This window comes from Streptomyces sp. NPDC050416, assembly GCF_044458845.1.
In the GTDB taxonomy this organism is placed as follows: Bacteria; Actinomycetota; Actinomycetes; order Streptomycetales; family Streptomycetaceae; genus Streptomyces.
In genome coordinates this window covers 1-20,122 of the sequence record NZ_JBITII010000015.1, presented here as the reverse complement: position 1 = coordinate 20,122, position 20,122 = coordinate 1, and the positions used below count along the sequence as shown (strand labels likewise).

At 69.6% G+C, this 20,122-nt stretch carries 13 protein-coding genes, 1 tRNA gene and 1 rRNA gene; 2 read left to right on the top strand and 13 right to left on the bottom strand.

Annotation, left to right across the window (positions count from 1 at the left end; genetic code table 11):
- Window positions 1–19: 19 nt before the first annotated feature.
- Entirely contained in the window at window positions 20–784 is a 765-nt protein-coding gene (locus ACIBL4_RS35500) for an SDR family NAD(P)-dependent oxidoreductase (RefSeq protein WP_399415916.1), read from the top strand.
- 76 nt (window positions 785–860) lie between these two features.
- Here ACIBL4_RS35500 and ACIBL4_RS35495 read toward each other — a convergent pair whose 3' ends face one another.
- From ACIBL4_RS35495 to ACIBL4_RS35450, 10 genes are all read right to left on the bottom strand, one after another.
- A complete protein-coding gene (locus ACIBL4_RS35495; protein WP_399415915.1) occupies window positions 861–1,118 on the bottom strand; it encodes a hypothetical protein in 258 nt (85 codons plus the stop codon).
- A 175-nt stretch (window positions 1,119–1,293) separates the two neighbouring features.
- A complete protein-coding gene (locus tag ACIBL4_RS35490; protein WP_399415914.1) occupies window positions 1,294–1,764 on the bottom strand; it encodes a Dps family protein in 471 nt (156 codons plus the stop codon).
- A gap of 222 nt (window positions 1,765–1,986) precedes the next feature.
- Window positions 1,987–2,367 (bottom strand): helix-turn-helix domain-containing protein, encoded by a 381-nt coding sequence (locus ACIBL4_RS35485; protein WP_020276318.1) that lies wholly within the window; start codon window positions 2,365–2,367, stop codon window positions 1,987–1,989.
- Window positions 2,368–2,476: 109 nt separating this feature from the next.
- Entirely contained in the window at window positions 2,477–3,022 is a 546-nt protein-coding gene (locus ACIBL4_RS35480) for a CinA family protein (RefSeq protein ID WP_399415913.1), read from the bottom strand.
- A complete protein-coding gene (gene pgsA / locus ACIBL4_RS35475; protein ID WP_399415912.1) occupies window positions 3,019–3,915 on the bottom strand; it encodes a CDP-diacylglycerol--glycerol-3-phosphate 3-phosphatidyltransferase in 897 nt (298 codons plus the stop codon). The genes ACIBL4_RS35480 and pgsA overlap by 4 nt, the downstream gene beginning before the upstream one ends.
- A complete protein-coding gene (rimO, locus tag ACIBL4_RS35470) occupies window positions 3,912–5,393 on the bottom strand; it encodes a 30S ribosomal protein S12 methylthiotransferase RimO (protein WP_399415911.1) in 1,482 nt (493 codons plus the stop codon). Before rimO ends, pgsA begins: the two co-directional genes overlap by 4 nt.
- Before the next feature lie 93 nt (window positions 5,394–5,486).
- On the bottom strand, window positions 5,487–6,341 hold the full coding sequence (locus ACIBL4_RS35465) for a helix-turn-helix domain-containing protein (protein ID WP_399415910.1): 855 nt from the start codon (window positions 6,339–6,341) through the stop codon (window positions 5,487–5,489).
- A 263-nt stretch (window positions 6,342–6,604) separates the two neighbouring features.
- Entirely contained in the window at window positions 6,605–9,349 is a 2,745-nt protein-coding gene (locus tag ACIBL4_RS35460; RefSeq protein ID WP_399415909.1) for a DNA translocase FtsK, read from the bottom strand.
- 127 nt (window positions 9,350–9,476) lie between these two features.
- Window positions 9,477–10,157 (bottom strand): two-component system response regulator, encoded by a 681-nt coding sequence (locus tag ACIBL4_RS35455; RefSeq protein ID WP_059418393.1) that lies wholly within the window; start codon window positions 10,155–10,157, stop codon window positions 9,477–9,479.
- A gap of 307 nt (window positions 10,158–10,464) precedes the next feature.
- Window positions 10,465–15,936 (bottom strand): HAMP domain-containing protein, encoded by a 5,472-nt coding sequence (locus tag ACIBL4_RS35450; RefSeq protein WP_399415908.1) that lies wholly within the window; start codon window positions 15,934–15,936, stop codon window positions 10,465–10,467.
- 377 nt (window positions 15,937–16,313) lie between these two features.
- On the opposite strand from ACIBL4_RS35450, the gene ACIBL4_RS35445 reads away from it, so the two are divergent.
- Complete coding sequence (locus ACIBL4_RS35445; protein ID WP_399415907.1) at window positions 16,314–19,067, top strand: SpoIIE family protein phosphatase; 2,754 nt, start codon at window positions 16,314–16,316, stop codon at window positions 19,065–19,067.
- A 42-nt stretch (window positions 19,068–19,109) separates the two neighbouring features.
- On the opposite strand, the gene ACIBL4_RS35440 is transcribed toward ACIBL4_RS35445, so the two are convergent.
- The 3 genes from ACIBL4_RS35440 to rrf all read right to left on the bottom strand — a co-directional run.
- Window positions 19,110–19,185 (bottom strand) — tRNA-Thr (locus ACIBL4_RS35440).
- A gap of 74 nt (window positions 19,186–19,259) precedes the next feature.
- Window positions 19,260–19,922 (bottom strand): DegT/DnrJ/EryC1/StrS family aminotransferase, encoded by a 663-nt coding sequence (locus ACIBL4_RS35435; protein ID WP_399416047.1) that lies wholly within the window; start codon window positions 19,920–19,922, stop codon window positions 19,260–19,262.
- 114 nt (window positions 19,923–20,036) lie between these two features.
- Window positions 20,037–20,122: ribosomal RNA gene (rrf, locus tag ACIBL4_RS35430) — 5S ribosomal RNA — on the bottom strand; the annotation flags it as partial.

Below are 20,122 nucleotides of genomic sequence, written 5' to 3'. Positions count from 1 at the left end.
TCGCTCGTACGTTCCCTGTATGCCCGTCACGGCGTACGACCTCACCGGCCGCACCGCGTTCGTCACCGGAGCCGCGAGCGGCATCGGCCGTGCCTCGGCGCTGCTGCTCGGGGAGGCGGGCGCCACCGTTCACTGCGCGGACCGCGACCCCGAGGGCCTGCACGAGACGGCGACCCTGATCAAGGACGGCGGCGGCACCGCCCACACCCACGAGCTCGACGTCACCGATCGCGCCCGGCTGAGGCAGGCCATCACCTCCTGCGAACGCCTGGACGTCCTGGCCGCGATCGCCGGGATCATGCACAGCAGCCCGGTTCTGGAGACCCGGGACGAGGACCTCGACCGAGTACTCGACGTCAACTTCAAGGGAGTGCTGTACGCCTGCCAGGAGGCGGCCCGTCTGATGATCGCCCGGGGCGCCGGGGGCAGCATCGTCACCATGGCCTCGGGCGCCGTCGACACCGGCGCCCCCGGGCTGCTCTGCTACGGCGCGGCCAAGGCGGCGGTGGTCCAGCTGACGAAGACCCTCGCGACCGAGGTGGGCCGGCACGGCATCCGCGTCAACACGGTCGCGCCGGGCTGGATCCGTACCCCCATGACGGACCGCCACGACAGCGAGGCCCAGGCGAAGACCGAGGCGGTCATGGCCCGTATGTCACCCCTGGGCCGGGTCGGCGCCCCCGAGGACATCGCCCACGCGGTCCTGCACCTCGCCTCCGACGCCTCGTCGTTCACGACGGGCCAGATCATCCGCCCGAACGGCGGCGTGGCGATGCCTTGGTAGGACAGAGACACACCTGACACACCCCGCCCACCCGAAAACGCCGCACCCGGAAGCACCAGAAGCACCCGCCACGGCGTCACCCCCTCCGCGACACCGCACCCCGGCCTCCCACCCCCAGCACCCTCCGCCACCGCCCCGTACGCACGGCCCCCTCCGCCCGCCCCTTCGGCATGCAGTGCACCGGCAGCACGCTCAGCCCCCATCCCCCGGCCGCTACCGTCGCCTCCAGCACCCCGGCCCCGGGCGCGACCGCCAGCCGCAGCACCGCCCACCACCACAGCGCCCCCAGCCCCAGCACGGCTCCGCGGGCCCGCCAGCGCCCTATCCCCGCCATGGCCGCCACCTCCAGCCCGACGCTATTCGGCCGCCCGGGCCGGCGGACAGGGCGCACCAACGGCCCACAGGCGCACCGCGCGCCCCACTGCGCCGAGCTGCGAGACCGCGAGCCGCGAAACCTCGAGCGGCGAGCCCTCCGGCCGGCCCGTTGCCCGCTGCCGTGTCCGCTGCGGTCACCCGTTCTCGGCCTGGAACATCCAGTGATGCTTCTCCAGATCCGCTGTGATCCCGATGAAGATGTCCTGGCTCACCGGATCCGGCTCACCGGTCGCCTCGATCCGCTCCCGCATCCGTGCGATCACCGCGCCCAGCGCCTCGACGAGCGCCCCCACGGCGGTCGTGTCGTCGACCCACCCCTCGGGAGTCACGCCGATCCCGCTGCCGACGGCGACCGTCGCGGCCCGCCCGTCAGGCGAGATTCCGAGCGCCGCGGCGCGCTCGGCCACGGTGTCGGAGTACTTCCGCGCGATGTCGACGACCTCGTCGAGCTGGAGATGCACGGAACGGAAGCGCGGCCCCACCACGTTCCAGTGGATCTGCTTCGCCACGAGGGCGAGGTCCACCAGGTCGACGAGGGCGCCCTGCAACGCCTCGGACACGGTCTTCAGGCTCGCGTCGGACAGCGGGCTCTTCACGACGTACATCCGCACCTCCGTTGGCTTTCCCCGGCCATCCCCTCAACGATGACCGCCCCAAGCCCTACGGGCAAACGCAGACAAATCGGGCACGACCCGGCCCCGCGGTCTGAGGGCAAGCGAAAACCCCGACCGTCACCCCTCCGGATCTCCCGGAGAACCCCGGCCGGGGCCTCACCAGTGTCGACGCCTGGTCAGCGCCGCTCGCTCATGCCACGCACGCGCGAAGCGTCACGCGGCGGTGGCGGCCACCGCCTCGGCGGGCGCCTTGATGGTCACCCGTTCCGGTGGAACACCGGTCACCGAAACGGAACCCAGCATCGGGCGAACCGGCGTGGGCACAGGTTCGCTGGGGGTTGCCGCAGCGGACTGGGCCAGCTCGGCCAGGGCGAGCTCGTCGCTCACTTCCCGCATGAGCTCGGACATCCGTACGTCCAGCGCGTCGCAGATGGCGGAGAGCAGTTCGGAGGAAGCCTCCTTCTGCCCCCGCTCCACCTCGGAGAGATAGCCGAGTGAGACTCGGGCGGACGAGGAGACTTCGCGCAGAGTACGGCCCTGGCGCTGGCGCTGCCGACGCAGCACGTCACCCAGCAGGCGACGGAGCAGAATCATCGGTGGCTCCCTCCTCGGACCGCGTAGCCGCATCCATTACGCCCCACCGTACCGCCTTGCGCCGCGGCCGTGCGGGGAGCGATGTCGTGTTCACTCAGGGCTGCAAACATCAAAACCCCCCGTTCCGTTCCGTATCCTGTGCCCGCTCATTCCCAGTCTGTTCGCCCGCAAGCTCCTCAAGGAGCAGTGCGAGTACGCTCCGTACACTCTCTCTACGAATTTCCTCGCGGTCGCCGTTCAACCGCAGAGCCTCCACTTTTCCGCCGCCGGCAGAACCGGAATCGGTCCTCCGGGGCCCGTCCACGGCGACGAAGACCGTCCCGACGGCCTGTCCGTCCTGCGGCTCGGGACCCGCGACACCGGTGGTCGCGACGCCCCAGTCCGTGCCGAGCACCTTGCGCACTCCGACCGCCATCTGGGCCGCGACCTGCGGATCCACCGCTCCTCGCGCCGCCAGCAGGGTGGCGTCGACACCGAGCAGTTCCTGCTTCAGTTCGGTGGCGTACGCCGTCACCGAGCCCCGGAAGACCTTGGACGCCCCGGGCACGGATGTGATCTCCGCCGCAACGAGACCACCGGTCAGCGACTCCGCGACGGCGAGCGTCTCACCCTTCACCGTGAGTAGTCGCACCACGTCGGTGGCCGTGGAACTCACGCTTCCTTCTCCTCCAACGCGGCCTTGCGCTCGGCGATTCCCCGCCTGCGCAGCACAATGGCCTGTTTCACATAGTCGAGCCCCGTCACCACGGTCAGAACGACCGCCGCGGCCATCACCCAGAACCTCAGGGTGGCCAGCCACCCCGTCAGTGCCAGCACATACATGCCCACGGCCACGCCCTGGGTGAGCGTCTTGAGCTTGCCGCCGCGGCTGGCGGGGATGACGCCGTACCGGATGACCAGAAAACGCAGCAGGGTGATCCCGAGTTCCCGGCCGAGGATGACGCCGGTCACCCACCACGGCAGATCACCGAGCGCGGACAGACAGATCAGCGCCGCCCCCATGATCGTCTTATCGGCGATGGGGTCGGCGATCTTCCCGAAGTCCGTGACGAGGTTGTACCTGCGCGCCAGATGACCGTCGAAGAGGTCGGTGATCATGGCGATGGCAAATGCCGCCCAGGCCAGGGCCCGCCATGCCGGGTCGTACCCGCCGTCCGCGAGCATCAGCGCGACGAAGGCCGGTACGAGAATCAGCCGGAGCATGGTCAGGAGATTGGCGACGTTCCAGACGCTGGCCTGGTTGACGGCCGCGGCCGCCAGCTTCCCGCCCCGGGCGGGCTTCCCGTCGTCCTGCGCGTCGACGACGGCGCTCTCGGAGCCGTCACCGACGGCGGCCCCACCGTCACCGGCACCGCCCGCCGCCCCCGGCCCTGTATCCGGCGCCGCGCCCTGCCCCGCAGCTGGCGCCGCACCGGCCGCCCCGCCCTCGGCCGACCGCGCGGCCGACCGGCCCACAGAAGCCCCGGGAACCTTGCCCGAGGCCGCGCCGGCCGCCGCCCTCCTCGCGCCGGAGGGGCCTCCCGCCGCGGATGCCGGAACACCGGTCATCTGCCCGCCTCCTCACTCCACGCCGGCGACGCGAACGAGCCCTGAAGCGGCTCGGCCACCAGGTCGACGCCCTCGGTACCGACCACCTTCGCCTCGACCATACGGCCGCTGCTCAGGCCCGCGCCGCTCGTGAGCAGCACCTGGCCGTCCGTCTCGGGCGCCTGGTGCGCCGCACGGCCGGTCACGCCCTCCTCGTCGTCGACGGACTCGACGAGCACGTGCACCGTCTGGCCGACGCGCTCCTCGGCACGCTGTGAGACGAGTTCCTCGGCCAGCCGTGAGACACGGGCCAGCCGCTCGGCGACGATGTCCTCGTCGAGCTTGTTCTCGTAGGTCGCCGCCTCGGTTCCCTCCTCGTCGGAGTAGCCGAAGACGCCGATGGCGTCCAGCCGCGCGCCGCTCAGGAACCGCTCCAGCTCGGCGAGGTCGGCCTCGCTCTCGCCCGGGAAGCCGACGATGAAGTTGGAGCGCACGCCGGCCTCGGGCGCCTTGCTGCGGATCGTGTCGAGCAGCTCCAGGAACCGGTCGGTGTCGCCGAAGCGGCGCATCGCGCGCAGCACGCCGGGCGCGGAGTGCTGGAAGGACAGGTCGAAGTACGGCGCGACCTTCGGCGTGGACGTCAGCACGTCGATCAGGCCCGGCCGCATCTCCGCGGGCTGCAGGTAGCTCACCCGGACCCGCTCGATGCCGTCCACCTCGGCGAGCTCGGGCAGCAGCGACTCCAGCAGGCGGATGTCGCCGAGGTCCTTGCCGTAGGAGGTGTTGTTCTCGGAGACCAGCATGATCTCCTTCACGCCCTGCTCGGCCAGCCAGCGCGTCTCGTTCAGCACGTCGCTCGGACGGCGGGAGATGAAGGAGCCGCGGAAGGAAGGGATGGCGCAGAAGGAGCAGCGCCGGTCGCAGCCGGAGGCGAGCTTCACGGAGGCGACCGGGGAGCCGTCCAGACGGCGCCGCAGGGGCGCACGCGGACCGGAGGCCGGAGCGAGACCTTCCGGGAGGTCGGCCGGGGCGTGCCCGGGCAGCGCGACCTCGGTGGCCGACTCCTGCCGCTCGGCCGGGCTGATCGGCAGCAGCTTGCGTCGGTCGCGCGGGGTGTGCGAGGCGTGGATGCCGCCGTTGAGGATGGTCTGGAGCCGGTCCGAGATGTCCGAGTAGTCGTCGAACCCGAGCACACCGTCGGCCTCCGGGAGGGCCTCGGCGAGTTCCTTGCCGTACCGCTCGGCCATGCAGCCCACAGCCACGACGGCCTGGGTTCTGCCGTGCCCCTTGAGGTCGTTGGCCTCCAGGAGGGCGTCGACGGAGTCCTTCTTGGCGGCCTCGACGAAGCCACAGGTGTTCACGACGGCGACGTCCGCGTCCTCGGCGTCCTCCACGAGCTGCCAGCCGTCCGCCTCCAAACGGCCTGCGAGCTCCTCCGAGTCCACCTCGTTACGGGCGCAGCCAAGGGTGACGAGTGCGACGGTACGGCGTTCAGGCATGGGCTCAAGAGTACTTCGTCCCGCTGACACCCCACGTCGACGGGGTTGGCCGTTTCCGGACCAACCCCGTGGCGACTGGACGCTCCGGACCGGTTATCCGGCCTCGGGGTCACCCTTCGTGTACGTCAGGCGCTCCACGGCGCCCGGCTGGAAGTCGTCCTTGATCTTCTTGCCGTTGACGAAGAGGTCGATCGCGCCGGCGTCCCCGAGGACGAGGTGCACCTTCGAGCTGTCCTGGAAGGTCTTGGTCTCGCCCTGCTTGAGGACGCCGTCGAAGATCAACCGGCCGTTGTGGTCCTTGGCGGCGATCCAGCTGCGGCCGTCGGCGGCGGCCACCTGGACCGTCACCTTGTCCTGGGGCGCGGCCGCGATGGCGCTGTCGGACGCCTCGGGCTTGGGGTCGGCGGGCTTCTTGGTCTTGGTGGGCGGGGAGGCGGAGCCGCCGGTGGTGGGCGTGGAACCCTCGGCCACGTTCGCCTCGCCGCCGCTGTCACCACTGCCCTGGAACATGGTGAACCCGACGAATCCGATCACGGCGACGATCGCCGCGACCATGGCGGCGGTCCAGTTGGGCCCCCGCCGCTCCGGACGGATGCGTTCCGCCTCGAAGAGGGGAGCTGCCGGGGTCGGAGCCGGGCGCCCGCCGTGCTCGTCGCCGTACTGGGCGAGCAGCGGCGCCGGGTCGAGGTGGACGGCCTTGGCGAGGGTCCTGATGTGCCCCCGGGCGTAGACGTCCCCACCGCAGGCGGAGAAGTCGTCCGCCTCGATGGCGTGCACGATGTTCATGCGGACCCGGGTGGCGCTACTGACGTCGTCGACGGTCAGCCCGGCGGCGATACGAGCCTGCTGCAGGACACGACCGATGGAGGGGCGGGCTTCCTCGCGGTCTTCTTCGACGCGCTCGTCTTCGAACGGACGCTCGTCTTCAGGGGAGTTGCCGATGGACACGGGGGCGCCTTTCGAGCGTGTAGCCGCCTGTGCTGGAAGTTCAGTCTAGGGGGGGTACAAAAGGGTGGGGCAACCGGGCGGTGGCACTTTGTACGCCATCGGAATGGCCCGACATTCCGATGGTGGGCTCGCTGCTTGTCGCTTCCCTCAACTTGACGTACGCCGAAGGGAAACGGTTGCTCAATGATCCCTTACGGGTGAGTCACGATCAGGACACCCGATTGCCGTAACGCCCCGCGAGGCGACCACCGTGTCCCGTTTCCCTACCCTTCAGACTCCCCCCGGATCAGGGCGAGCACGCCATCCAGCTCGTCAGGCTTCACAAGAACGTCACGAGCCTTCGAACCCTCGCTCGGTCCGACGATGTTCCGGGACTCCATCAGGTCCATCAGCCGCCCGGCCTTGGCGAAGCCGACGCGCAGCTTGCGCTGAAGCATGGACGTCGACCCGAACTGCGTGGAGACGACCAGTTCGGCCGCCTGGCACAGCAGGTCGAGGTCGTCGCCGATGTCTTCGTCGATCTCTTTCTTCTGCTTGGTCCCGACGGTGACGTCGTCCCGGAAGACGGGCGCCATCTGGTCCTTGCAGTGCTGGACGACGCCCGCGATCTCCTCCTCGGTGACGAAGGCGCCCTGCATACGCGTCGGCTTGTTGGCACCCATCGGCAGGAACAGCCCGTCACCCTTGCCGATGAGCTTCTCGGCGCCCGGCTGGTCGAGGATGACCCGCGAGTCGGCGAGCGACGACGTGGCGAAGGCCAGCCGCGACGGCACGTTCGCCTTGATCAGGCCGGTGACGACGTCGACCGACGGCCGCTGTGTGGCCAGCACCAGATGGATGCCGGCCGCGCGCGCGAGCTGCGTGATGCGCACGATCGCGTCCTCCACGTCCCGCGGCGCGACCATCATCAGGTCGGCGAGCTCGTCGACGATGACCAGCAGGTACGGATAGGGCTGGAGTTCGCGCTCGCTGCCCTCGGGCGGCTTGACCTTGCCCTCGCGCACGGCCTTGTTGAAGTCGTCGATGTGCCGGTAGCCGTAGGCGGCCAGGTCGTCGTAGCGCAGGTCCATCTCGCGTACGACCCACTGGAGCGCCTCGGCGGCCCGCTTGGGGTTGGTGATGATCGGGGTGATCAGGTGCGGGATGCCCTCGTAGGCGGTCAGCTCGACCCGCTTGGGGTCGACGAGGATCATCCGGACGTCCTCGGGGGTCGCCCGCATCATGATCGAGGTGATCAGGCAGTTGATGCAGGACGACTTGCCGGAGCCGGTGGCGCCGGCGACCAGCATGTGCGGCATCTTGGCCAGCGAGTGCATGACGTAGCCGCCCTCGACGTCCTTGCCGAAGGCGACCAGCATCGGGTCGTCGTCCTCAGCGGACTCCGCGAGCCGCAGGACGTCACCGAGGTTGACCATCTCCCGGTCGGTGTTCGGGATCTCGATGCCGACCGCGGACTTGCCGGGGATCGGGCTGATGATCCGCACGTCCGGACTGGCGACGGCGTAGGCGATGTTCTTGGCCAGTGCGGTGATCCGCTCGACCTTCACGGCGGGGCCGAGCTCGATCTCGTAGCGCGTGACCGTCGGCCCGCGCGTGAAGCCGGTGACGCTGGCGTCCACCTTGAACTCGGTGAAGACGTTGGTGAGCGCTGCGACTATGGCGTCGTTGGCGGCGCTGCGCGCCTTGCCGGGGCCCCCGCGCGTGAGGAGGTCGAGGGACGGCAGGGCATACGTGATGTCCCCGGACAGCTGGAGCTGTTCCGCGCGCGGGGGCAGGTCGCGGGGCTTGGCGGGCGGGGACTTGGTGAGGTCGCGGACGCCCGCCTTCGGCCTCTCCTGCTCGGGCTCGTCCTGCTTGAGCTTCTCCTGCTGCGGCCGGGCGGCCGGGACGGGCGTCGGCGTGGTGGGCTCGCGGTCCCCGACGGTCACGCCCTGGGTGAGGTCCGCGACGATCGGCGAGGGCGGCATCCCGTGCAGCACGGCGCCGTCCAGCGCGGCGGCCGCCGCCGCGGCGACGTCCACGGCGTCCATGGGCCGGTCCATGTCGGGCTGCGGCACGGCGGACCGCCGGGGGGGACGGCCACGGCGCCGGGAGAGCGCCTCCTGCTCGACGCTGTCGGGGTCGTACGCCGCGGGCGCCGGCGTACGCCTGCCGCGCGGGCGCGCGGGCAGCGCCTCCCGCCACTGTTCGTCGTAGCGCTCGTCGTCCTCGGCGAAGCCGAACTCGTCCTCGGCCGGGTCGCGGACGATCCCGAGCCGCACCCCTGCTTGCCGCAGCCGCTGCGGGATGGCGTTGACCGGGGTGGCCGTGACGACCAGCAGCCCGAAGACCGTCAGCAGCACGAGCAGCGGCACGGCGAGCATGTCGCCCATGGCGTACGACAGCGGGGTCGCCATGGCCCAGCCGATCAGGCCGCCGGCGTCCCTTATGGCCTGCATGCCGTCACCGCGGGCGGGTGCGCCGCAGGCGATGTGGACCTGGCCGAGCACCCCGATGACGAGCGCGGACAGGCCGATGACGATGCGTCCGTTGGCCTCGGGCTTCTCCGGGTGGCGGATGAACCGCACGGCGATGACGGCGAGCAGGATCGGCACGAGCAGGTCGAGCCGGCCGAAGGCACCGGTCACCAGGATCTCGACCAGGTCACCCACGGGGCCCTTCAGGTCGGCCCAGGTGCCCGCGGCGACGATCAGCGCGATGCCGAGCAGCAGCAGGGCGACGCCGTCCTTGCGGTGTGCCGGGTCGAGGTTCTTGGCGCCCTGCCCTATGCCGCGGAACACGGCGCCGACGGCATGTGCGACCCCGAGCCACAGGGCGCGCACGAGCCGGTAGATGCCCCCGGTGGGGCTCGGAGCCGGTTTGGGCGCGGCTTTCTTAGCCGCGGCCTTCTTGGCGGGCGCCTTCTTCGCTGGAGCCTTTTTGGCAGCGGCCTTCTTCGCCGGAGCCTTCGCCGAACCGGCCGCCTTCTTCGCGGGCGGCTTCTTGGCTGCGGAGGGACGTGAGGCCATGGGTGTGAGGTTACCGGGGGAGACGACAAGGGACACGTGTGCCTACGGCTTCACCCGTTCGTGTCGCTCCGGGAGAGGCACAGAACTGACGCGGGCTCATCGGCGCGCAACCACGCCTGCCCGGGCGTCAGTTCTGCGAGGAGACTGACGACGTGCTTCCGGTGCCCGGCTCCAGCGCGTCCAGCGCCCGCCGCAACCCCGTCAGCTTGCGCTCCAGATGAGCCGCCGTGGCCACCGCCGCCGCGTCCGTGGAGTCGTCGTTGAGTTGCTTGGTCAGCGCCTCGGCCTGCTCCTCGACGGCCGCGAGCCGCGCGGAGAGCTCGGCGAGCAGCCCGGCCGACTCCTTGGCCTCTCCGTCCGCGTCCTTGCCGTTGCCCTCCAACTGGAGCCGCAGCAGGGACGCCTGCTCACGCAGCTGGCAGTTCTTCATGTACAGCTCGACGAAGACGGAGACCTTCGCACGCAGCACCCACGGGTCGAACGGCTTGGAGATGTAGTCGACCGCGCCCGCCGCATAACCCCGGAACGTGTGGTGCGGCCCGTGGTTGATCGCGGTGAGGAAGATGATCGGGATGTCCCGGGTCCGCTCCCGCCGCTTGATGTGCGCGGCTGTTTCGAAGCCGTCCATGCCCGGCATCTGGACATCCAGCAGAATGACCGCGAAGTCGTCCGTGAGCAGCGCTTTGAGCGCTTCCTCCCCGGACGATGCCCGCACCAGCGTCTGATCGAGCGCAGAGAGGATCGCCTCCAGCGCAAGCAGATTCTCCGGCCGGTCATCGACCAGGAGGATCTTGGCCTTCTGCACCATGGCCCGCCCTCCTCGCCCCGGCGTGGGGCCTCCCCTGTCCGCAGGACCTGGGGTCGCACCGGTGGGTGCCGCCCCAGGGGACGACTCCCTTGCGCCGCCCGTCCTTGTGCCGGTCATCGTAGCCGCACCCCGCCTGTCGCCACACCCTGTCACCGGGATGTCACTGTGCACGTAGCAGAAACGCAGCAGGAGACCAGAAGGTTCCCCAGATCTCGTACTTCTACACGACTATGCGCACACTGAGTTCGCAACTCCGTGTGAACACCGAACCTTCCCGCCAACGTTGCGTAAGGGTCCAACGTTCCCCTCATTCCCCTCGCATCCACTGATCCATCACCGTCAGCAGGTGATCGGGGTCGACCGGCTTCGTGACGTAGTCGGATGCGCCCGACTCGATCGCCTTCTCCCGGTCGCCCTTCATCGCCTTCGCGGTCAGCGCGATGATCGGCAGCCCGGCGAACTGCGGCATCCTGCGGATCGCCGTGGTCGTCGCGTACCCGTCCATCTCCGGCATCATGATGTCCATCAGGACGACCGCCACGTCCTCGTGCTGCTCCAGGACCTCGATGCCCTCACGGCCGTTCTCCGCGTACAGCACGGACAGGCCGTGCTGCTCCAGGACGCTGGTCAGCGCGAAGACGTTGCGGATGTCGTCGTCGACGATCAGGACCTTCTGGCCGCCGAACCGGATGCCGCGCCGCGGCTTCGGCGCCGCCTCCTGCTCCGCCGGCGTCCACTGCTCGGGCTGCGCCGGGCGCGGAGCCAGCTCCGGCATCCTGCGCCGCCGCCGGAACAGGGCGGCCGGTCCGTTCTGCGTCTCGCGGTACGACTTGACCTCGGCCGGGGTCTCGGCCTCGACCTCGGACAGCTCGGACAGGTCCGACGTCGAGGCCATCAGGTCACCGGGCTCAAGGGACGGCAGTTGCTGCTGGTAGCCCTGCGGCGGCAGCTCGCTGGGGTGCAGCGGCAGGTACAGCGTGAACGTCGAGCCGCGGCCCGGCTCGCTCTGCGCGTGGATCTCACCGCCGAGCAGCTGGGCGATCTCCCGCGAGATGGACAGCCCGAGACCCGTACCGCCGTACTTGCGGCTGGTCGTGCCGTCGGCCTGCTTGAACGCCTCGAAGATCACCCGCATCTTGCTCGACGCGATGCCGATCCCGGTGTCGGTCACGGAGAACGCGATCAGCTCGGCGTCCGGATCGGTCAGCGACCCGGTCTCCAGCAACTGCTCCCGGATCTTCTGCGGCACGTCGTCCCGAGCCGGCCTGATGACCAGCTCCACCGACCCGGAGTCGGTGAACTTCACCGCGTTGGACAGCAGGTTGCGCAGCACCTGCAGCAGCCGCTGCTCGTCGGTGTGCAGCGTCGCCGGCAGCTCCGGCGACACCCGTACGGACAGGTCCAGGCCCTTCTCTGCGGTCAGCGGCCGGAAGGTGGCCTCCACGTAGTCCACGAGCTGGACGAGCGCGATCCGCGTCGGGGAGACGTCCATCTTGCCCGCCTCGACCTTCGACAGGTCGAGGATGTCGTTGATGAGCTGGAGCAGGTCGGAACCGGCCCCGTGGATCGTCTCGGCGAACTCGACCTGCTTCGGGGAGAGGTTCCCCTCGGCGTTGTCGGCGAGCAGCTTGGCCAGGATCAGCAGCGAGTTGAGCGGCGTCCGCAGCTCGTGCGACATGTTCGCCAGGAACTCGCTCTTGTAGCGCATCGACACCGCGAGCTGCTCGGCGCGCTCCTCCAGGACCTGCCGCGCCTCCTCGATCTCGGTGTTCTTCACCTCGATGTCGCGGTTCTGCTGGGCCAGCAGCTCGGCCTTCTCCTCCAGTTCGGCGTTGGACGCCTGGAGGGCCTTCTGCCGCTGTTCCAACTCGGCGGAGCGCTCACGCAGTTGCTCGGTCAGCTCCTGCGACTGCGCCAGCAGCAACTCGGTCTTGGTGTTGACGGAGATGGTGTTGACGCTGGTGGCGATCATCTCCGCGATCTGGTTGAGGAAGTCCTTCTGGATCTGCGTGAACGGCGTGAAGGACGCCAGCTCGATGACGCCGAGCACCTTCCCCTCGAACAGCACCGGCAGCACGATCACCTGCGCGGGCGGCGCCTCTCCGAGCCCCGAGGAGATCCTCAGGTAGCCGCTGGGCGCGTTCTCCACCAGGATCGTGCGCTTCTCCGTCGCGGCCGTGCCGATCAGCGCCTCACCGGGCTGGAACGACGTCGGCATGGAGCCCATCGAGTAGCCGTACGAGCCGAGCATGCGCAGCTCGTACTGGTCGTCGTCGGTGGCGTTCATGTCCTCGCCGTCGACCAGCGGCATCGCCAGGAAGAACGCGCCGTGCTGTGCCGAGACCACCGGCGTCAGCTCGCTCATGATCAGCGAGGCCACGTCCTCCAGGTCGCGGCGGCCCTGCATCAGCGCGGAGATCCGGGCCAGGTTGCCCTTGAGCCAGTCCTGCTCCTTGTTGGCGATCGTGGTGTCGCGCAGATTGGCGATCATCTTGTTGATGTAGTCCTGGAGCTCCTGGATCTCCCCGGACGCGTCCACGTCGATCTTCAGGTTCAGATCGCCACGGGTCACCGCGGTCGCCACGCGCGCGATGGCACGCACCTGCCGGGTCAGGTTCCCGGCCATCTCGTTCACGGACTCGGTCAGGTCCCGCCACGTGCCGTCGACGTCACGCACGCGTGCCTGACCGCCGAGCTGTCCCTCCGTGCCCACCTCGCGGGCGACGCGGGTGACCTCCTCGGCGAAGGACGACAGCTGGTCCACCATCGTGTTGATGGTCGTCTTCAGCTCCAGGATCTCCCCGCGCGCGTCGATGTCGATCTTCTTCGTCAGGTCACCCTTGGCGATGGCCGTGGTCACCATGGCGATGTTGCGCACCTGGCCGGTCAGGTTGGACGCCATCTGGTTCACGGACTCGGTGAGGTCCTTCCACGTACCGGCCACACCCGGCACGTGCGCCTGACCGCCGAGGATGCCGTCCGTGCCCACCTCGCGGGCCACCTTGGTGACCTGCTCGGCGAACGAACTCAGCGTCTTCACCATCGTGTTGATGGTGTCGGCGAGCTGCGCGACCTCACCGCGCGCCTCGATCGTGACCTGCCGCGTCAGGTCACCGTTGGCGACCGCCGCCGAGACCTGGGAGATGTTCCGCACCTGAGTGGTGAGGTTCTTGGCCATCAGGTTGACGTTGTCGCTCAGGTCCTTCCAGATGCCCGTGACACCCGGCACGTGCGCCTGACCGCCCAGGATGCCCTCGGTGCCCACCTCACGGGCCACCCGGGTCACCTGCTCGGCGAAGGAGGACAGCTGGTCGACCATCGTGTTGACGGTCGTGACGAGCTCGAGGATCTCGCCCTTGGCGTCGACGGTGATCTTCTTCGACAGATCACCCCGGGCGACCGCGGTCGTGACCTCGGCGATGTTGCGCACCTGGATGGTGAGGTTGTTAGCCATGCCGTTCACGGACTGGGTGAGGTCCTTCCAGGTGCCGGAGACGCCCTGCACCTCGGCCTGGCCGCCCAGGATGCCCTCCGTACCCACCTCACGGGCCACACGCGTGACCTCCTGGGCGAACGACGACAGCTGGTCCACCATCGTGTTCAGGGTGTTCTTCAGCTCCAGGATCTCCCCGCGCGCGTCCACGGTGATCTTCTGGGACAGGTCACCCCGGGCCACCGCCGTCGCCACCTGCGCGATGTTGCGCACCTGCGCGGTGAGGTTCCCGGCCATGCCGTTCACGGAGTCCGTCAGGTCGCGCCACACACCGGCGACCCCGGGCACCTGCGCCTGACCGCCCAGCCGCCCGTCCGTACCCACCTCACGCGCGACCCGGGTCACCTGATCGGCGAACGCCGAGAGCTGGTCCACCATCGTGTTGATGGTGTTCTTCAGCTCCAGGATCTCCCCGCGCGCGTCGACGTCGATCTTCTGCGACAGGTCGCCCCGGGCCACGGCCGTCGTCACCTGCGCGATGTTGCGCACCTGGGAGGTGAGGTTGCCGGCCATGGAGTTGACGGAGTCGGTGAGCTCCTTCCACGTGCCGGACACGCCGTCCACCCGGGCCTGACCGCCGAGCCGGCCCTCCGTGCCCACGTCCCGGGCCATCCGGGTCACCTGGTCGGCGAAGCTCGACAGCTGGTCCACCATGGTGTTCACGGTGTTCTTCATCTTGAGCATCTCGCCGGAGACGTCGACCGTCACCTTCTGCGAGAGGTCACCGTTGGCCACCGCCGTCGTCACCTGGGCGATGTTGCGCACCTGACCGGTGAGGTTCCGGAACGCCGTGTTGACGGAGTCCGTCAGGTCCTTCCAGGTCCCGGCCACGCCCGGTACCTGCGCCTGGCCGCCCAGCTCACCTTCGACACCGATCTCACGTGCCACACGAGTCACTTCGGCACCGAAGGCGGACAGCTGGTCGACCATCGTGTTGACGGTGTTCTTCAGCTCCAGCATCTCGCCGGCCACGTCGACCGTGACCTTCTGCGAGAGGTCACCATTGGCCACCGCCGTCGTCACGGCGGCGATGTCCCGCACCTGAGTGGTCAGATTCCGGAAGACCGTGTTCACCGAATCGGTGAGGTCCTTCCACGTCCCCGCAGCACCCGGCACGTTCGCCTGACCACCGAGCCGCCCCTCGGCCCCGACCTCGTTGGCCACACGTGTGACCTCGTCCGCGAAGATCCGCAGCGTCTCGGTCATCTGGTTGATCGTCTCGGCGAGCTGCGCGACCTCGCCCCGCGCCGGCACGGTCACCTTCCGCGACAGGTCACCGTTGGCGACGGCCGTCGTCACCTCCGCGATCCCGCGCACCTGCGCGGTGAGGTTCCCGGCCATGGTGTTGACGGAGTCGGTGAGCTCCTTCCATACCCCGTCCACCCCGGGCACCTGCGCCTGCCCGCCCAGCGCGCCCTCGGTGCCCACCTCACGGGCCACCCGGGTCACCTCGGAGGAGAACGCCGACAGCTGGTCCACCATCGTGTTGACGGTGTTCTTCAGCTCCAGCATCTCGCCGGCCACCTGAACCGTGACCTTCCGGGACAGATCACCCTTGGCGACCGCCGTCGTCACCAGCGCGATATCCCGCACCTGAGCGGTGAGCCGGTACGCCATCGTGTTGACGGAGTCCGTGAGGTCCCGCCACGAACCCGACATACCACGCACACGGGCCTGCCCGCCCAGCTTGCCCTCGGTGCCCACCTCACTGGCCACACGCGTGACCTCGTCGGTGAACGTCGACAACTGATCGACCAGGTTGTTGACGGTCCGCCCGACCTTCAGGAACTCGCCGCGCAGCGGCTGCCCGTTCCCGTCCGGCACCTGCGTCCGCAGCTCCATGCGCGGCGACAGATCACCCTCGGCCACCGCGGACAGCACCCGGCTGACCTCGGAAACAGGCCGCACCAGGTCGTCCACCAGGGCGTTCGAGTTGTCGATCGCGGTCGCCCAGGAGCCCTCGCAGGCCCCCGTCTCCAGCCGCTCGGTGAGCTTGCCCTCCCGGCCCACCATCCGCCGCACCCGCGAGAGCTCACCCGTCAGATGCAGATTGCGGTCGGCCACCTCGTTGAAAACGGCCGCGATCTCGGCCATCACGCCGTCCCCGGACACCGTGAGCCGCTTGCGGAAGTTGCCGTCCCGCATCGCCACCAGGGCGACCATCAGCCGGTTGAGGGCTGCCGTGTCCACCTCAGTCGTGCCGCTGCGCACTTTTCCCTGGTTGCTCGGGGACTGTCCGCCTTTCGCGCGCGTCCTCTTGCCACGCGTCGCTGCGCCAGACTCCACTGTGTCCCTCCCGCAGGGGTCGACCATCACTGTTGCGCTGGGTACCACGCTCGGCGTACCGGTTACTACTGCGTATTCTCCGCCCTGCATACCAGGCCGTGCCCAGGGGGCTGCTGCCCCCCGTACGCAGAAGACATTCAGCCTGCCCGGACTTTCACAAGAAGCTTGCCCAGTGTTTCACCCTGCCCGAACCAGGCCATAACAGTTCGGCAGCTTCGCACATCGTCCGCACACCCTCCGGACGGAAACACTGCAGACCGGCATCCGCATGGACCGCGAAGGTAAGTAACCTTGCATCCGGCTGTCCAGCCGCGCCGGTTCGTCCGGCCTGGGCGGTGGCACGAAGACGAGCGGGCATCGGAGGGGCGGCCGCACACATGACCACCGGACTGATCCCTGGGGGACAGCCCCCGGACCCCCGGCCGACGGGTGGCCTGCCGCAACAGCGGCGCGAGCCGGTCGGCCACGCAGCCCAGCACGTCGAGAACCGGTCGAGGAGTTCTGTGATCACCGCGCGCGCGGCCGCCAGTTTCGAGCCCGTCGGGCGATCTGTCGCGAGCGCCCGCTCCTTCGTCCGCGACACCCTCCAGGGCTGGGGCTTCGCGGACATCGTCGACGACGCCGTCGTTCTCACCAGCGAACTGGTGACCAACGCCGTGGTCCACGCCGGCACCTCCGCCGACCTGCTCTGCCTGCGGACCGACGAGGGAGTGCGCATCGAGGTGGCCGACCGGTACCCCGAGCGTGAGATCCCCCTCCAGGCCTCGGCGATCAACATGGGCAGCCCCGACCGCGAGGGCGGACGCGGCCTCCAGCTGTGCGCGGCCCTCGCCGGCTGCTGGGGCGTCGAGTACACCCCCACCCACAAGACCGTCTGGTTCCAACTCGACCTCCCGGCCCGGGCGGTGGGCACCCGCGCGGCCGGCCCGGCCCTCCCCGCCGACCTCCTCCCCCTCGCCGACGGCCGGGTCCGCGTGGCCGTCGTCCAGATCGACCGCACCGGCCACATCACCGCCTGGAACGAGGACGCCGAGGACCTCTTCGGCTACCCGGCAGAGCAGGTCACCGGCAAGCCCCTGACCGACCTCGCGGCCTGGCCGCACACCCCGGGCACCAGCACCGGCATCGCGGAGGCTCTGCGGCTCTCCCGCTGGGAAGGCAGCTACGGCATCCGCGCCGCCGACGGCCGAGTGACCCCCGTCTACGCCTCCCACCTGCGCGTCCGCGACACCGGCGGCGAACCGTCAACCGTGTGCCTCCTGGTACGGGACCACGAACGGGCCGTTCTCCAGACACCCCTGCGCGTCCCCGCCTCCGACACCGGCACCACCTCCGAGGGCCAGAGCACCGACCCCTTCGAGGTGTTCATCGGCTACCCCGCCCCGGACGACCTCGACGGCCTCCTCCAGCGCACGGTCGAACGCGCCCGCGACATGCTCGACGGCGACTCCGCGTTCCTCCTGCTGGCCACCGACGACGAGACGGAACTGGAGGTCCGCGCCTCCACGGGCCTGCCCTCCGCCCGCCAGCGCTTCGCCCGCGTCCCCGTCGAGGCAGGCTCCGGACGCTACGGCTCCGCCCGCATGCCGGCCGTCCACGACGACCTGACCGCGGTCCCCGGCGCGGTGCCGCTGCTGAACGGCACGGGCATGCGCTCGGTCGTCACGGTCCCGCTGAAGGTCGAGGGCCGCCTCACCGGCTCCCTCGGCGTCGCCGCCGAGGCCCCCGGCAGATACTCCAACGAGGAGGCCTTGCGCCTCCAGTTCGCCGCCGACCGTATCGCACTCGCCGTCGAATCGGCCCGCCTCGGCGAACTGGAGCGCCTGCGCCGCGGCTCCCTGAATTTCCTGGTCGAGGCCTCCGACCTGCTGGCCGGCACCCTGGACCGCGACCAGACCCTGGCCCTGATGGCCCAGATGACGGTCCCCACGCTCGCCACCTGGTGTGCCGTCTACACGATCGCCCACCAGGCCTCCGAGCCCTACCTCTCGTACGTTTTGCACGAGGACGAGGAACTCATCGACGGCATCAAGTCCCTGCTGTCGAAGGTGCCCCCGCCCGACCCCGTCCCCACCCCGGGCGCCCGCGTCTGGACGGCCCCCGCAGAGGTGGCCCACCAGGCGGCTCTGCGCAGCTCCATGCGCAGCCTCGGCCTCAGCGGCGGCCCGACCCACCAGGTCACCCCAGGCATCGGCCCGACGCTCGCCACGGCCTCCGCGGTGGGCGGCGAGACGGTCGTCCTCCCCCTGGTCGCCCGCAACCGCGTCATCGGCATGCTGACCCTCGGCAAGCCGACCGACGAGCACTTCCGCCAGGAGATCCTGGAACTCGCCGAGGACCTGTCCCGCCGAGCCGCACTGGCGCTGGACAACGCCCGCCTCTACTCCGAGCGCACGGCCATCAGCCAGTCCCTCCAGCGCAGCCTCCTCCCGCCGGAACTCCCCACGATCGAGGGAGTCGAGGTCGAGGTCATCTACCGCGCCGCCGGCGAGGGCAACGAGGTCGGCGGCGACTTCTACGACGTCTTCCCCATCAGCGACGGCGCCTACGGCTTCGCCATCGGCGACGTCTGCGGTACGGGCCCGAACGCGGCGGCGGTCACGGGCCTGGCCCGCCATGCCCTGCGCCTCCTGGCCCGCGAGGGCCTCAGCGGCCCGGCGGTCCTGGAGCGCCTCAACTCCGCCATCCTCGACGAAGGCGCCCGCAGCCGCTTCCTCACCCTCCTGTACGGCGAGATGCGCCCCCAGGAGGACGGCAGCGCCGAACTGAAGGTCGTCTGCGCCGGCCACCCGCTCCCGCTGCGCCTGCGCCAGGACGGCTCGGTGGAACCGGCGGCCGAACCCCAGCCGCTCCTCGGTGTCATCGACGACCTGGAGCTCTACGAGCAGACGGTCACCCTCGACCCGGGCGATGTCCTGCTGTGCGTCACGGACGGCGTCACCGAACGCCGCGAAGGCGCCCGCATGCTGGGCGACGACGGCCTCGCCGACGTCCTGACGACCTGCACGGGCCTCACGGCCGGCGCGGTCGCGGCCCGCATCATGCGCGCGGTGGAACGCTTCGCTTCGGACGCCCCGTCCGACGACATGGCGATCCTGGCGATGCGCGTCCCGGGCCTCCACAAGGACTAGGACATGAAAAGGCCCCACCCGTGAGGGTGAGGCCTTTTCTGCTGGAGCCCCCAAACGGAATCGAACCGTTGACCTTCTCCTTACCATGGAGACGCTCTACCGACTGAGCTATAGGGGCCTGTCGCTTTGCGGGGTTTCCCGCGCGGCAACGGAACAGATCATACCCCGAACAGACCCGTGCTCCCAACCACGTCAGAAAGCGGGCTGGAGAAGCCCTCCCAGGGCATTACAGGCGGACACGATCCGCTGCATGTCCCGCTTGGTCAGGGTCGCGTCCACCGGCAGTGCGAGCGTCTCGTCGGAAGCCCGCTCCGTCTCCGGAAGAGAAACACACCGCCGGAATTCGGGCAGTCGATGCACCGGAGTCTTCACCGGCACCCGGCACTCGACTCCCCTGCCCCGCACGGCCCGCGCGAAAGCGTCCCGGTCCGGCCGCCCATTGCCAGGAACGCGCACGACGTATTGCTGATACGTGTGCCCGTCACCGTCGTCCGGCGTCCGCACACCCCTCAACTTCGCATGGAGATAAGCCGCCCGCTCCCTGCGCTGGGCTATCTCGTCGTACGGCGCCTCGGACTCCCCCTGCTCCAGCACGAGCAGCCCGTGCCGCGCTCCCAGCGCGTGCAGCCGCGCGATATCGGCCAGCCGCCCGAAGCGGTGGACCACCACGACGGCCGCGGTCCGCAGGGTCACCGCCGCTTCCACAGCGGAGGCATCGAGGCAGTAGCTGACCGGATCTATGTCGGCGAACACCGGCAGCGCCCCGGCCTTGGCCACGGCCTCGGCGACCTCGACGTTCCCGAAGGCCGGCACGACGACTTCGTCACCGAGTCCGACACCTGCGGCCCTGAGCATTGCAGCAGTACCCATGCTCTGGATGCTGATCGCGCAACGTGAACTTCAAGTGACGGAGAACAAAAAAGGGCTGGACCCATAACCGAAGTTACGGGTCCAGCCCTGTCAATAATTGTTCGGCGGCGTCCTACTCTCCCACAGGGTCCCCCCTGCAGTACCATCGGCGCTGTAAGGCTTAGCTTCCGGGTTCGGAATGTAAC

What these genes read in the sequence shown, in the direction of transcription:
- ACIBL4_RS35460 (WP_399415909.1), bottom strand. Translation starts at nt 9,349, where the DNA reads ATGGCCTCACGTCCCTCCGCAGCCAAGAAGCCGCCCGCGAAGAAGGCG.
- pgsA (WP_399415912.1), bottom strand. Translation starts at nt 3,915, where the DNA reads ATGACCGGTGTTCCGGCATCCGCGGCGGGAGGCCCCTCCGGCGCGAGG.
- ACIBL4_RS35485 (WP_020276318.1), bottom strand. Translation starts at nt 2,367, where the DNA reads ATGATTCTGCTCCGTCGCCTGCTGGGTGACGTGCTGCGTCGGCAGCGC.
- ACIBL4_RS35455 (WP_059418393.1), bottom strand. Translation starts at nt 10,157, where the DNA reads ATGGTGCAGAAGGCCAAGATCCTCCTGGTCGATGACCGGCCGGAGAAT.
- ACIBL4_RS35435 (WP_399416047.1), bottom strand. Translation starts at nt 19,922, where the DNA reads ATGCTCAGGGCCGCAGGTGTCGGACTCGGTGACGAAGTCGTCGTGCCG.
- ACIBL4_RS35495 (WP_399415915.1), bottom strand. Translation starts at nt 1,118, where the DNA reads ATGGCGGGGATAGGGCGCTGGCGGGCCCGCGGAGCCGTGCTGGGGCTG.
- rimO (WP_399415911.1), bottom strand. Translation starts at nt 5,393, where the DNA reads ATGCCTGAACGCCGTACCGTCGCACTCGTCACCCTTGGCTGCGCCCGT.
- ACIBL4_RS35490 (WP_399415914.1), bottom strand. Translation starts at nt 1,764, where the DNA reads ATGTACGTCGTGAAGAGCCCGCTGTCCGACGCGAGCCTGAAGACCGTG.
- ACIBL4_RS35445 (WP_399415907.1), top strand. Translation starts at nt 16,314, where the DNA reads ATGACCACCGGACTGATCCCTGGGGGACAGCCCCCGGACCCCCGGCCG.
- ACIBL4_RS35500 (WP_399415916.1), top strand. Translation starts at nt 20, where the DNA reads ATGCCCGTCACGGCGTACGACCTCACCGGCCGCACCGCGTTCGTCACC.